We start from the raw sequence: 14244 nt of genomic DNA on the forward strand, positions 1-14244 counted from the left end.
GGAGAAGCGCATGCACGCGAAATCGATCATCGGCGGCAGTCTGGCGGCCCTGGCCCTGTACCTGGCGCTGCGCCCTGGGGAAGCGCCGGCCCCGCCGCCGGAAAAGGCGGAACCGGACCTGTTCGCGTTCGTGCGCTCGATGGAAGGCACGCGGCCCGACGGCAACGTGACGGTGGCCACCGGCGACAAGCTGGTGGTCGACGCGGAACTGGCGCACCTGTTCGACTACTACCTGGCGGGCCTCGGTGAAAAGCCGCTGGCCGCCATCCGCAGCCAGATCGAGGCGGAACTGGACCGGCGCCTGGCGCCCGTCCCCGCCCGCGAAGCCAAGCGCCTGCTGGGCGCATACCTGGCCTACAAGCAGGCGCTGGCCGGCGCGGAACAGGCGTTGCCGGCGCAAGCCGATGCGGCCCTGGCGGCGCGCGCGCGCCTGCAAGCCATGCGGGCCTTGCGCGGCAATTACTTTACGCCAGAGGAAAGCGCGGGCCTGTTCGGCGCCAGCGACGCGTACGACGACGATGCCGTGGCGCGCATGGCCATCCTCGGCGACACGTCGCTCGATGAAGCGCAGCGCCAGGCGCAACTGGCGGCGCTCGATCAAAAAATGACGCCCGCCCAGCGCGCAGCGCGCGATGCGCCTCTGCAGGTGGCGCAGCTGGACGCCTCCGTCAGGACCTTGCGGGCACAGGGCGGCGGCGACAATGAAGTGTACCGCCTGCGTGCCAGCACCTTCACGCCGGCGGCGGCCGCGCGCCTGGCGGAACTGGACCGCGAAGAATCGCAGTGGCAGCAGCGCATCATCGCCTATCAAGCGCTCAAAGCCCAGAAGGCCAGCCTGCCCGGCGGCGCACAGGATGCGGCTGCCCTGCAGCAGCTGCGCGACGCCAGCTTTACCCCGGACGAACAGCGCCGGCTGGGCGCCTACGAATAGCGTTCAAGCCAGCTGCGCCAGCAAAGCGGCGGCCGCCATCACGTCCGTCGTGTCACGCCCCTGCCGGTAGCCCGCATGGACGGGAGCCAGCACGGCATGCGCGGCGGCGCGGCGGCCTTGCGCCTGCAGCACGGCCGCCAGGCTGGTGGCGCAGCGCAGCTCCCAGCCAGGCGCCTGCTGGCCCCTGGCCAGCCGCAGCGCTTCTTCCAGCTGCACCCGCACCGCTTCCAGGCCCGCCGTATCATCTTGCGCCAGCGCCCGCCAGCGGTGGTGCGCGTCGCGGCGCAGCACTTCCGGCGCGCTCCACGGCGCCAGGCCCATGCGCGCGCGCCGCAGCGCCTGGCTATCGGCGGCCGCGTCGTGCAGGGTGGCCATCAGATCGACCTGTATCGGCCAGCTGCGCACCGACGGCCAGGGGAACTGCGCCAGCGCCTCGCCCCCGTCGAGCAGGCGCTGGTAGGCGGCGCCCCAGGCGCTCCAGTACAGCAAGCCATAGCGGGCCGCGTGCTCGCACAGCAGGCAAATCCACGCATGCGCCAGTTCCCGCTGCCCGCACCACAGGGCGACGGGAATGGCATTGATGGCCAGCGCCACGCACAGCGTGACGCCATTGTGCTCGAAGCCCACCGTCACCGCCTCGCGCGCCAGCGCCAGTGCGTCGTCGGGGCGGCCCTGCATCCACAGGCAGCGCGCCAGCGTGCCGCGCAGGCACACCTGGTGATCGGCCAGCAAGGCATTGTTGAAGCCGAGCTGCGCGGCACCCTCGGGATGCGCGAGCACCATGCGCGCCAGCGCCGCCGACTGCGCGTAGCGTCCCTGCACATACTCGCCCACGGAGCGCATGCGCGCCAGTACCAGCCGCATCGGCGCGTCATCGCGGGCCTCGCGCGCGTCGCACAGGACGGCAAGCTCGGTGGCGTAACTGTCGGCGCGCTGGAAATCGGCCAGCTTCAGGCAGCAGATCCACATGCCGCAAATCGCCTCACAGCGGCGGCTGCCATCGTCCGTGCGCATGGCCAGCGCATAACCGTGCTGGAACGAGCGCAGCATGGTGCCGGTGATGCCCTGCGTATGCAGCAGCAGGTGCGCCTGCGAGGCATGCAGCCGCATCTCGCTGTCCGGGTCGTCCAGCCCACGCGCGGCCATGCGCTCGAGCGCCCGCCCGACGCGCACGCGGTATTCGTCCATCAGCGACAGCTGGTAGAACAGGGTTTGCGCGGCCAGGGTCAGGGACACGCCCAACGCCACGTCGCCCTCCTCGCCGAAAGCCCAGTCGATGGCGGCGCGCAGGTCGTCGACATGGCGGCCGTAGCGCGCGCTCCAGCTGGCCGGCGGCATGCTGCCCCAGTCGGCCGCGATGCGTTGGGCCAGGCCCAGGCAATGGCGCGCATGGCGCAGCAGCACGGCGCCCGCATCCCCGCCCGCCGACAGCAACGCGCCGGCATAGGCACGCGTGGTGTCGAGCAGCCGGTAATACACATGCTGGCCGCAAAACTCGATGCTGACGAGGGACTTGGCCGCCAGGTCGGCCAGGGTGTCGAACACGTCGCATCCGGCCACGGCGCTGGCCGACTCGAGGCGGAAGCGGCTCCTGAACACGCTCAGCGCCTGCAGCACCTGGCGCTCTTGCGCGTCGAGCAGGCCATAGCTCCAGTCCAGGGTGGCGCGCAGGGCCTGGTGGCGCAAGGGCATGTTGCGCGCGCCCCGCGTGAGCAAACGAAAGCGGTCATCAAGCTGGCGGCGCAATTCGTGCAGGCCGAAATGGCCGATGCGACCGGCCGCCAACTCCAGCGCCAGCGGGATGCCATCGAGCCGCCGGCAGATGTCCACCACCACGGGCACGTCGGCGTCGGCCAGCACGAAAGCATCGTCGACGGCCGCGCAGCGTTCGCAAAACAGCTGCACTGCGGCGAAATGGCGCACTGCCGCCGCATCGGGCACGGCATCGGCCGGCGGCAATTCCAGCGCGGGCAGGCGCTGCAACTGCTCGCTGGTGAGGCGCAGCGGCTCGCGGCTGGTGGCCAGCACGTGCAGCAGCGGCGCACCCTTGAGCAAGGCGTCGGCCAGCGCGGCGGCCGCGCCGATCACGTGCTCGCAGTTATCGAGCACGATCAGCATGTGGCGCGGGCGCAGGTAGGCCAGCAGCACCGGCATGGCGTCGTCGGCCGCCACGGCCACGCCCAGCGCCGTGGCCAGCGCCAGCGGCACCAGGCGCCCCTCGTCCAGCGGCGACAGGTCGACGAAACACACGCCGTCGGCATAGCGGCGCAGCACGCGCGTGGCCAGGACGACGGCCAGCGTGGTCTTGCCGATGCCGCCCGGGCCGGCAATGCACAGCAGGCGCAATTGCAGCAGCTGGTTGGCCATCGTCTGCAGCACCTCGGCGCGGCCCAGCATGCGCGTGAGCATGACGGGCAGGTTGTGCCGCGGCTCGGCGCCGGCCGCACCGGGCGCCGGCCGGCCCGTGTGCGCCAGCGGCGCCAGGAAGCCGTAGCCGCGCCCGGGAATGGTGGTGATGTAGCGCTGGCCATCGCGGCCGTCACCGAGCGCCTTGCGCAGCGCCGCCAGATGCACGCGCAAGGTCGCGTCGTCGACCACGGCATTGGGCCAGACGATGGCCACCAGTTCATGCTTGTCGACGATGTCGCCGGCGCGCTCCAGCAGGGCCAGCAGCAAGTCCATGGCCCGGCTGCCCAGGCGCAGCGCGCGTTCGCCCTCGAACAGCACGCGCTCCAGCGGCAAAAGGCGAAACGGGCCGAAGACATAGGCCGGGGCAGGACTGTTTATCATTCTTGCGTGGGGGAGTAGGTGTTAAAGCACGCGGCTTGCAGTGGCCATATTCTACTGAGCATCCGCGCCATGCCGCATGGCGCCATGTTTCGGCACTGTTACAGGGCCGGCCGGCGCGCCAGCGGCCAGCAGCGCGGCCACGTCGGCCGCGGGCTCCGGGCGGTGCAGGTAAAAGCCCTGTACCTGGGGGCAGCCCAGCCGCCGCAGCTGCGCCAGCTGTTCACCGTTTTCCACGCCCTCGGCCAGCGCCTGCAAGCCCAGTCCCCGCGCCAGCGCCAGGGTCGAGGCGACGATGACAGTGTCACAATCTGCGCTGCCACCGCTGCCCAGGTCGTGGATGAAGGAGCGGTCAATCTTGATGGTATGAATCGGCAGCAGCCTGACATGGCTCAGGCCAGAATGGCCGGTGCCGTAATCGTCGAGCGAAATGGACAGGCCCAGCGCGCGCAGCCGGCGCAATCCCTGCGTCGCCTGCGCCATGTCGTCGATGCAGCAGCTTTCCGTCACTTCCAGCTCCAGCAGGCCGGGCGGAATGGCGTGACGCCGCAGGCAGCCCAGCACAAAATCGGGTAACTGCGGCTGGCACAGCTGGCGCGCCGAGACATTCACCGCGACCGGCACCACCGGCAGGCCCTGCGCGCGCCACTGCGCCAGCTGGCGGCAAGCGGCGTCGATGCCCCAGTTGCCCAGCGCGGCGATGACGTTCGTCCGCTCGGCCAGGCCGATGAATTCGTTCGGGTAGACGAGGCCGTGGCGCGGATGGTTCCAGCGCAGCAGCGCTTCCAGGCCGACCAGGCGCAGCCGCGCCGTATCGAACTTGCCCTGGTAATGAAAGCAGAATTCGCCGCCGACGATGGCCCTGTCCAGGCGCCCCTGCAACTCCCGGCTGCGCGCCGGCGCCCGGCACAGCAGCGCCAGCGCGCCGTGCCAGAACCTTGCCAGGCGCGCCACTAAGCCAGCAGGCGCGGCACGGCAGGCGCAGGGCGGCCCGCCAGAACCGCCGGCCCCTGGCGCAGGCGAAACACGCTGACCACCTGCAGCAGATTCGCCGCCTCGCCTTCCAGCGATTGCGACGCGGCCGCCGCTTCTTCCACCAGGGCCGCGTTCTGCTGCGTCACTTCATCCATCTGCACGACCGCCTGGCTGACCTGGCCGATGCCCGTGCTTTGCTCGGCGCTGGCCGCCGTGATGTCGGCCACCATCTGGCTCACGCGCCCCACGGCCGCCACCACTTCCTGCATCGTGGCGCCGGCTTGCGCAACCAGCGCCGCGCCCGCGTCCACCTGCTGCGTCGAGGTGGCGATCAGGGCGCGGATATCGCGCGCCGCCGCCGCGCTGCGCTGCGCCAGGTTGCGCACTTCCGTTGCCACGACGGCAAAGCCGCGCCCCTGCTCGCCCGCACGCGCCGCTTCCACGGCTGCGTTCAGGGCCAGGATATTCGTCTGGAAGGCCAGCATGTCGATCACGCCGATGATGTCGGCGATCTGCGCAGACGAGGCGCTGATGGCGTCCATCGTATGGATCACCTGGCCCACGGCTTGCCCGCCGGCGCCGGCGATGTTCGCCGCCTCGACGGCCAGCACGCTCGCATGGCGGGCATTGTCCGCGTTCTGCTGCACCGTGGAACTCAGTTCCTCCATGGCCGACGCGGTCTGTTCGAGCGAGCTGGCCTGCTCCTCGGTGCGCGAGGACAGGTCGATATTGCCGGCCGCGATCTGCGACGAGGCCGTGGCGATGGTGTCGGTGCCGCTGCGCACGCGCTGCACGATGTCGAGCAGGTTGCCGTTCATGATGCACAGCGCGTCGAGCAGCTTGCCCGTTTCATCGCCGCCGTGACGGCCAAAGGCCGACGTCAGGTCGCCGGCGGCCACGGTCTGCGCCACGTTCAAGGCATGGCGCAGCGGATCGACGATGCTGCGCGTGACCAGCCAGGCGGTGACGAGCGAAAAGAGCACGGCCAGCGCGCTCAGCGCCAGCATCATGTTGCGCGCCGTCGTATATTCGTGATGCACCTGGTCGCCCGCCTCCTCCATCAGCGCATGCTGGTACGCGATCAGGCTTTCCAGCGCCGCCATGTAGCGCAACTGCTCGCCGCGCACCGTACCGAGCAGCAAACCGGTCGCTTCATCGCGCGCGCCCTCGTCCAGCAGGGCCAGTACCTTGTCGCGCCCGCCGTTGAACGCGGCACGCGCCTGCGTCACGGCCGCCATCAGCTCGCGGCCCTGCGGCGACTGCACCGCCTTTTCCAGCTGCGCCAGTCCTTTTTCCGTGTCGCCGCCCGCCCTCGCGATGGTGGCGCGTTCCTGCGCCAGCTGCTGCGGTTCCGTCATCAAAAGCAGGTTGCGCGAGGAGCGCGCGATGATGTTGACATTCTTGATGATGTCGTTGGCCAGCACGGTTTTCGGATATTTGTCATCGATCACGTCGCGCATGCGCAGTTCCAGGCTGGACAGGCGCAGCATGCCCAGCACGGCGGTCGCCAGCAGCAGCAAGGTCAACAATGCAAAGGCACAGCGCAAGCGCGTGCCGATTTTCATATTTGCCATCTTTATTCGCATCCTTCTGTGTGGTACATCGGTCATCGTGCCGGGCTCGCATGCAAGGCTGACGGCAATGGCTGCCGCCTGCCAGGTATGGCCGGACGCAGCAGGCGGAAGGGTCAGCCGGGATGTGGCCGAGGCGGGAACAAGGGCGGTACGGCTGGCAGTGTGAGTTATCTCACAAGCAATGTCGCGTTAAGTTTTGCAAAGATTTGCTTAGATGGCAAAACAGCTATTTTAATAACGCTGTTTTTTTAGTAAGTAGTAACCGCAGTGCGCGCATGTAAAAACGGCCGCGCAAGGCGGCCGTCCGGTAGCGCCTGCGGGCGCCGTCAATCGATCAAAACACTTCCCACTCGTCGTCGCGCGGCGCGCCCTGGCGCTGGGACGGCACGGCGTGCAGGGCCGGGCGGCCTGCGGCTGGGCGCGAAGCTTGTCCCGGTGCCGGACGCTTCAGCGCGGCGCTGGCCGCCACGGTGCGCGGCGCGGCCGGCTTTGCGTTTGTGTTTTCGTGCGCGGCAGGCGCCTGCGCGCCATCGAGCTTGAAGACGCTGACCACCTGGGCCAGCTGGCCCGATTGCTCCTGCAGCGATTCGGCCGCCGCGGCCGCCTCTTCCACCAGGGCCGCGTTTTGCTGCGTCACCTGGTCCATCTGGCCGATGGCCTGGTTGATCTGGTCGATGCCCGAGCTTTGCTCCTGCGTCGCCAGGCTGATTTCCGCCATGATGTCCGTCACGCGCTGCACGCTGGAGACGATTTCAGCCATCGTGCTGCCCGCCTCGGCCACCAGCTTGCTGCCCGTGTCGACGGCCACGACGGAGTCGCCGATCAGGGTCTTGATTTCCTTCGCTGCCGCCGCCGAACGTTGCGCCAAATTGCGCACTTCCGTCGCCACGACGGCGAAACCGCGTCCCTGCTCGCCCGCGCGCGCCGCTTCCACGGCGGCGTTGAGCGCCAGGATATTCGTCTGGAAGGCGATGCCGTCGATGACGGAAATGATGTCGACGATCTTGCGCGACGAATCATTGATGGCGTCCATGGTCTCGACCACCTTGCCCACCACGGCGCCGCCCTTGACCGCCACGCCCGAGGCGTTCAGCGCCAGCTGGTTCGCCTGCTGGGCGTTGTCGGCGTTCTGCCGCACGGTCGACGTCAGTTCTTCCATCGACGACGCCGTCTCTTCCAGCGAACTGGCTTGCTCTTCCGTGCGTGAGGACAGGTCCAGGTTGCCGCTGGCAATTTCCGACGACGCCGTGGCGATGGTCTCCGTGCCGCTGCGCACCTGGCCGACGATGCTGACCAGGCTGGAATTCATGTCTTTCAGCGCCCGCAGCAGCTGGCCCGTTTCTTCCGTCGTGTGCACCTCGATCTGGCTCGTCAGGTCGCCCGAAGCCACCGTCTGCGCCACTTTCACGGCCGCATTGATCGGCTGGGTGATGGCGCGCGTGATGTAGGCGGCGCAGCCGATGCCCAGCGCGGAGGCCAGCAAGCCGAGGATGACCATCAGGCTTTCCGAGCGGATCACGGCCGCGCTGCCATCCTTGACGCTGGCATCGGCCACGCCGTTATTGAGCTTGATGATTTCGTTGAGCGTGCCTTCGGCCTTGCCGAACAGCGCACGCGAATCCTGGTACTGCTTGTAGAACGCCGCGAACAACTCTTTCTGCCGCGGCTCGTCGCGGTTGTCGGCCAGCTGGCGCAGGATGGCGCGCACCTTGTCGTCATCGCCCTTCCAGGCCGCCCACTCGCCCTGGAAGCGCTGCCACAGCACGGCTTCCTCGGGGGTTTGCGGCAGCGGCTCGTACAGCTTGCGGCCCGCCTCGATATTCGTCCATGCCTTGGTGCGCAATTGCAGCGCTTCCGCGAACTTGTCCTGTGCCTGGTAATTGTTTTCATACATGGCGGCCGTCAGGGTGGCGGCGGCGACGGCCGTCTGGCCTTCGCTCATCATCATCAGGCCCTGGATCGACGGCAGGCGCACCACGCCGATTTCATTGACGGCGCGCCCGACGGTGGCGATGCCCGAATAGCCGCTGACGCCCACCACCAGCAAGGCCGTCATCATCACGGCGACAAGCGTCGCCAGCTTCCATTTGATCAGTAAATTCTTAAACATGGCGAGGTCCTTTATAAAGTCACGAAGACTGCTGGCGAAGTCGGGGCTGGCATGTTCGAGTAAAACAGCTGACACTTGTATAAAGGTGGCGGGGATAAGGCGTACGCTTCGTTACAATTGGCGAGATTTCATAAGTGGAAGCATAGTGGAAAACAAGCGTGCTGGCTGTCAAATACTTGATACAAGACAAGATTTATTTCTTTACTGTGGCGCGTATTGCACATCGGTCAAAAAAAATGACAGGGCGCCCCGCTTTGGTGCAAAAAATCCCCGTGCCTCACTATTGGCTACGCAGTTGATAGTCGTATAAGATGAGCAACAAGCAAACAACAGGCAGACCATGGCTTATCCTATCGAACACAAACTGGTGATCGGGGTCGCTTCCAGCGCCCTGTTCGACCTGGCCGAATCGCACCAGGTCTACCTCGACAACGGCCCAGAGGAGTACCGCAAGTACCAGGAAACGCATATCGACACGGTCCTGCCGCGCGGCGTGGCCTTCCCCTTCATCCGCCGTTTCCTGAACATCAACAAGCACTATCCGCGCCAGTCGCCCGTGGAAGTGGTGCTGTTTTCGCGCAATTCGCCGGAAACCGGCTTGCGCGTCATGCACTCGATCGCCCACTACGGCCTGGACATTTCACGCGCCGCCTTCATGACGGGCAAGTCGCCCTACCCCTACCTGCCCGCCTTCAACGCCTCGCTGTTCCTCAGCGCGAATGAAGGCGACGTGCGCAGCGCCCTGGCCTGCGACTACCCGGCCGGCCTGGTGCTGCCATCGCGCACGGAAGACGACGAGGACGACGAGGAATTGCGCGTGGCCTTCGATTTCGACGGCGTGATCGCCGACGACGAAGCGGAAACCGTCTTCAAGCGCAACAACGACGTCGAAGAATTCCACGCCCATGAAACCCTGAACGTGGGCACGCCGCACCGCCCCGGACCGCTGGCTGGCCTGTTCCAGAAGCTGGCCACGATGCAGCGCCTGGAAGAAAGGGCGCAGCGGCGCGACCCCGGCTATAAAAAGATCCTGCGCATCGCCATCATCACGGCGCGCAACGCGCCTTCGCACGAGAGAGTCGTGACGACCCTGAAAAGCTGGGGCGTGGCGGCCGACGAGACGTTTTTCCTGGGCGGCATGGACAAGTCGCGCGTGCTGGCCGTGTTCAAGCCGCATATCTTCTTCGACGACCAGTTGAGCCACCTCAAATCGGCGGGCGGCACGATACCGATGGTGCATGTTCCCTTCGGCGTTGCAAATATGCGCACATGATAAAACCTGCTGCGCGTCGTGCTTTACGGCCTGCGATGCTCACTGCCTCGGCGGCCCCGTGCAAAGCACAGTTGCGCTTCTCGACCGCAAATCACTTCCGCTCGCGACGGTTTTCTCAAGCGCGGAGATATAGGCGATGGTCTATAATCCTGCCTGTCAGCGCCGTCACTGGCGGCGCGGCGCGCACCACAGCTGTCCCATTCAACTGCCTCTGCCACTAGTGTCATCGCCTGCATGTCCTTAGACTTAACAAAAGCCCTCCCCAAGCCCGGCAACCGCTATGCGCTGCCCGCCCTGTATGGTTCATCCGACGCCTATGCCCTGGCGCTGGCCGCTTCGGCCTTGAAAGCGCGGGGCCAGATGCTGGCCGTGGTGGTGGCGCAGGCCAGCGACGGCCAGCGCCTGCTTGATGAAATCCCGTGGTTTGGCGGCAAGGAACTGCGCTGCCATCTGCTGCCGGACTGGGAAACCCTGCCCTACGATGCGTTCTCGCCGCACCAGGACCTGGTCTCCGAGCGCCTGGCCACCTTGCACGAAATCCAGACGCGCCAGTGCGACGTGCTGATCGTGCCGGCCACCACGGCGCTCGTGCGCCTGGCGCCGCCATCGTTCCTGGCCGCCTACACCTTCTTCTTCAAGAAGGGCGAAAAGCTCGATGAAGCGCGATTGAAGTCGCAGCTGACCCTGGCCGGCTACAGCCATGTCTCGCAAGTGATGTCGCCGGGCGAATACTCGGTACGCGGCGGCCTGCTCGACCTGTTCCCCATGGGGTCCGCCCTGCCCTACCGCCTGGACCTGTTCGGCGACACCATCGAGACCATCCGCACGTTCGATGCCGACACCCAGCGCTCGCTGTATCCCGTGCATGAAGTACGGCTGCTGCCGGGCCGCGAATTCCCCATGGACGAAGCGGCGCGCACCACCTTCCGCAACCGCTGGCGCGAACAGTTCGAAGGCGATCCATCGCGCTCGGTCGTCTACAAGGACATCAGCAGCGGCATCGCCTCGGCCGGCATCGAATACTACCTGCCCTTGTTCTTCGAGCAGACGGCCACCCTGTTCGACTACCTGCCGCCCGACGCCTCGCTGGCCCTGGTGGGAGAAATCGACGCTGCCATCGGGCGCTTCTGGACCGATACCCAGTCGCGCTACCGCTTCCTGAAAGCGGACCGCGAGCGGCCCATCCTGCCGCCCGAATCGCTGTTCCTGTCCGACGAGCAGTTCTTCGGCCTGGCCAAGCCGTATGCGCGCCTGGCGATCGCCAAGTCGAACGATGCGCTGGCGTCCGAACTGTCGGCGCCCGTGCCAAACATCGCCGTCAACCGCCGCGCCGACGATCCGCTGGCCAACCTGCGCAGCTATTTGCTGCAATCGGGGCGCCGCGTGATGATCTGCGCCGAATCGAACGGCCGCCGCGAAACCTTGCAGCAGTACTTCAGCGAATACGATCTGCACCTGACGCCCGTCGAAGGCAGCGATGGCTTTTTGCAATCCGACGCCAAACTGATGTTAGGCGTGGCGCCGCTGCATGCGGGTTTCGAGCTGTTTACGCCGGATGGAAATTTATCCTTCATCACCGAAACGGAGTTGTACGCCGGTTCCGGCCGCCGGGTCGGCACCAAGAAGCAGGAAGGCGTGACGCAGGTCGAATCGATGGTGCGCGACCTGTCGGAGCTGAAAATCGGCGACCCCGTCGTGCACATCAACCACGGCATCGGGCGCTACATGGGCCTGACCAGCATGGACCTGGGCGAAGGCGAAACGGAGTTCCTGCACCTGGAATACGCGAAGGACACCAAACTGTACGTGCCCGTGTCGCAGCTGCATGTGATCTCGCGCTATTCGGGCGCGTCGCCGGAAGACGCGCCGCTGCACTCGCTCGGCTCGGGCCAGTGGGAAAAGGCGAAGAAGCGCGCGGCCGAACAGGTGCGCGACACGGCCGCCGAGCTGCTCAACCTGTATGCGCGCCGCGCGCTGCGCCAGGGCCACTCGTTCGAATTCTCGTCGCACGACTACCAGCGCTTCGCCGACAGCTTCGGCTTCGATGAAACGCCGGACCAGGCCGAGGCCATCCACAACGTCATCAAGGACATGACTTCCGGTAAACCGATGGACCGCCTCGTCTGTGGCGACGTCGGCTTCGGCAAGACGGAAGTGGCGCTGCGCGCCGCGTTCATCGCCGTCATGGGTGGCAAGCAGGTGGCCATCCTGGCGCCCACCACCCTGCTGGCCGAGCAGCATGCGCAAACCTTTGCCGACCGTTTCGCCGACTGGCCCGTGCGCATCGCGGAATTGTCGCGCTTCCGTAGCGGCAAGGAAATCACACAGGCGTTCAAGGGCATGGCCGACGGCACCATCGACATCGTCATCGGCACCCATAAACTGCTGTCCGACGACGTGAAATTCACGCGCCTGGGTCTCGTCATCATCGACGAGGAACACAGGTTCGGCGTGCGCCAGAAGGAAGCGCTGAAAGCCTTGCGTGCGGAAGTGGACGTGCTGACCCTGACGGCCACGCCGATCCCGCGCACACTGGGCATGGCACTGGAAGGCTTGCGCGACTTTTCCATCATCGCCACGGCGCCGCAAAAGCGCCTGGCCATCAAGACGTTCGTGCGCAGCGAGGGCGAAGCCATCATCCGCGAAGCGTGCCTGCGCGAACTCAAACGCGGTGGCCAGATCTACTTCCTGCACAACGAAGTGGAAACCATCCAGAACCGTCTGGCCATGCTGACGGAACTGCTGCCCGAGGCGCGCATCGCCGTGGCGCATGGCCAGATGCACGAGCGCGACCTGGAAAAAGTCATGCGCGACTTCGTCGCCCAGCGTTTCAATATCCTGCTGTGCACGACGATCATCGAGACCGGCATCGACGTGCCGACGGCGAACACCATCATCATGCACCGCGCCGACAAGTTCGGCCTGGCGCAGCTGCACCAGCTGCGCGGCCGTGTGGGACGCTCGCATCACCAGGCCTACGCCTACCTGCTGGTGCACGACGTGCAAGGCCTCACGAAACTGGCGCAGCGCCGCCTGGACGCCATCCAGCAGATGGAAGAACTGGGCAGCGGCTTTTACCTGGCCATGCACGACCTGGAAATCCGCGGCGCCGGCGAGGTGCTGGGCGAGAGCCAGTCGGGCGAGATGACGGAAATCGGCTTCCAGCTGTATTCAGACATGCTCAACGAAGCCGTGCGCTCGCTGAAAGCGGGCAAGGAGCCGGACCTGGCCGCGCCGCTGGCGTCGACCACCGAGATCAACCTGCACGTGCCGGCCCTGCTGCCGGCCGACTTCTGCGGCGACGTGCACGAGCGCCTGTCGATCTACAAGCGCCTGGCCAACTGCGCCACGCAGGAGAAGATCGACGATATCCAGGAGGAGCTGATCGACCGCTTCGGCAAGCTGCCCGACGCCGTCAAGGCCCTGGTCGAGACGCACCGCTTGCGCATCGCTGCGAAAACCGTGGGCATCGTCAAGATCGACGTGCATGGCGAGGCGGCCACTCTGCAATTCATGGCCAAGCCACCGATCGACCCGATGCGCATCATCGACCTGATCCAGAAAAACCGCCATATCAAGCTGCATGGCCAGGACAAGCTGAAAATCACGGCCGCCATGCCGGACCTGGCCGCGCGCGTGACGCAGATCAAGACCACCATCAAGCAATTGACGGTGTAGACCATTTCGATAATTAATGCAGGACTGCCCCATGACCAATACCAAGACCATCACCATGAATCTGATCCTGCAGGGCCTGGACGGCGATAGCGCCCGCCTCGAACGCATCGCCGCGCTGGCCGCGCCGACGTCCGTCACGCGCCTCGGTCCGAACGCCGTGCGCTGCGAACAGATCGCCTATTCGCCCGCGTTGCGCCCCACGATCGAAGTGGCGGCGCAGGCGGCGCAGCTGGACGCCACCTACATGATGGGACAGCGTGAACTCAGCGAATTCAAGCTCGTGGCGATGGACATGGATTCGACCCTGATCACCATCGAGTGCATCGATGAAATCGCCGACATGCAGGGATTGAAACCGCAAGTGGCGGCCATCACGGAAGCGGCCATGCGCGGTGAACTCGATTTTGCCGCCAGCCTGAAACAGCGCGTGGCCCTGCTCGAAGGCCTCGATGCGTCGGCCCTGCAGCGCGTCTACGATGAGCGTTTGAAGCTGTCGCCGGGCGCGGAAGCCATGCTGGCGGCCGTGCAAAAGGCCGGCCTGAAAACCCTGCTGGTGTCGGGCGGTTTCACCTTCTTCACCGAACGCCTGAAGGAGCGCCTGGGCCTCGACTACACGCATGCGAACGCACTGGAAATCATCGACGGCAAGCTGACGGGCAAAGTCCTGGGCGGCATCGTCGACGCCGAGGAAAAACAGCGCACGGTGGAGCGCGTGTGCGCAGAGATGGGCATTACGCCATCGCAGGCCATCGTCATGGGCGACGGCGCCAACGACTTGAAAATGATGGGCATCGCCGGCCTGTCCGTCGCTTTCCGCGCCAAGCCCGTGGTGCGCTCGCAGGCCGACGTGGCGCTGAACTTTGTCGGACTCGATGGCTTGCTCAACGTCTTGAGCTGAGCCGGCGCCAGCTTAGCG

8 protein-coding genes are annotated in these 14244 nt (G+C 66.1%); 4 read left to right on the plus strand and 4 right to left on the minus strand.

The window, feature by feature from the left end:
* The first annotated feature begins 10 nt into the window (after positions 1-10).
* Complete coding sequence (locus OPV09_RS18415) at positions 11-931, plus strand: lipase secretion chaperone (RefSeq protein ID WP_338679040.1); 921 nt, start codon at positions 11-13, stop codon at positions 929-931.
* Between the two features lie 3 nt (positions 932-934).
* Here OPV09_RS18415 and OPV09_RS18420 read toward each other — a convergent pair whose 3' ends face one another.
* The 4 genes from OPV09_RS18420 to OPV09_RS18435 form a co-directional block, all read right to left on the minus strand.
* Positions 935-3721 carry an ATP-binding protein gene (locus tag OPV09_RS18420; RefSeq protein WP_338679041.1) on the minus strand — a complete coding sequence of 929 codons (2787 nt, stop codon included), beginning with the start codon at positions 3719-3721 and terminating at the stop codon, positions 935-937.
* Between the two features lie 51 nt (positions 3722-3772).
* On the minus strand, positions 3773-4672 hold the full coding sequence (locus OPV09_RS18425; RefSeq protein WP_338679042.1) for an EAL domain-containing protein: 900 nt from the start codon (positions 4670-4672) through the stop codon (positions 3773-3775).
* A complete protein-coding gene (locus tag OPV09_RS18430) occupies positions 4672-6267 on the minus strand; it encodes a methyl-accepting chemotaxis protein (protein WP_338679043.1) in 1596 nt (531 codons plus the stop codon). Before OPV09_RS18430 ends, OPV09_RS18425 begins: the two co-directional genes overlap by 1 nt.
* 334 nt (positions 6268-6601) lie before the next feature.
* Positions 6602-8377, minus strand: coding sequence for a methyl-accepting chemotaxis protein (locus OPV09_RS18435; protein WP_338679044.1), 1776 nt, complete (start codon positions 8375-8377; stop codon positions 6602-6604).
* Positions 8378-8717: 340 nt separating this feature from the next.
* Here OPV09_RS18435 and OPV09_RS18440 point away from each other — a divergent pair, with 340 nt between their 5' ends.
* The 3 genes from OPV09_RS18440 to serB all read left to right on the plus strand — a co-directional run bounded on the left by OPV09_RS18440 (position 8718) and on the right by serB (position 14226).
* Positions 8718-9650: a 5'-nucleotidase gene (locus OPV09_RS18440; protein ID WP_219329934.1), complete on the plus strand. Its 933-nt coding sequence runs from the start codon at positions 8718-8720 to the stop codon at positions 9648-9650.
* Between the two features lie 234 nt (positions 9651-9884).
* Positions 9885-13328, plus strand: coding sequence for a transcription-repair coupling factor (mfd, locus tag OPV09_RS18445; protein WP_338679045.1), 3444 nt, complete (start codon positions 9885-9887; stop codon positions 13326-13328).
* A 55-nt stretch (positions 13329-13383) separates the two neighbouring features.
* Positions 13384-14226: a phosphoserine phosphatase SerB gene (serB, locus tag OPV09_RS18450; RefSeq protein WP_070305064.1), complete on the plus strand. Its 843-nt coding sequence runs from the start codon at positions 13384-13386 to the stop codon at positions 14224-14226.
* The last annotated feature ends 18 nt before the right edge of the window (positions 14227-14244 follow it).

Source organism: Janthinobacterium sp. TB1-E2 (genome assembly GCF_036885605.1).
GTDB lineage: Bacteria > Pseudomonadota > Gammaproteobacteria > Burkholderiales > Burkholderiaceae_D > Janthinobacterium > Janthinobacterium aestuarii.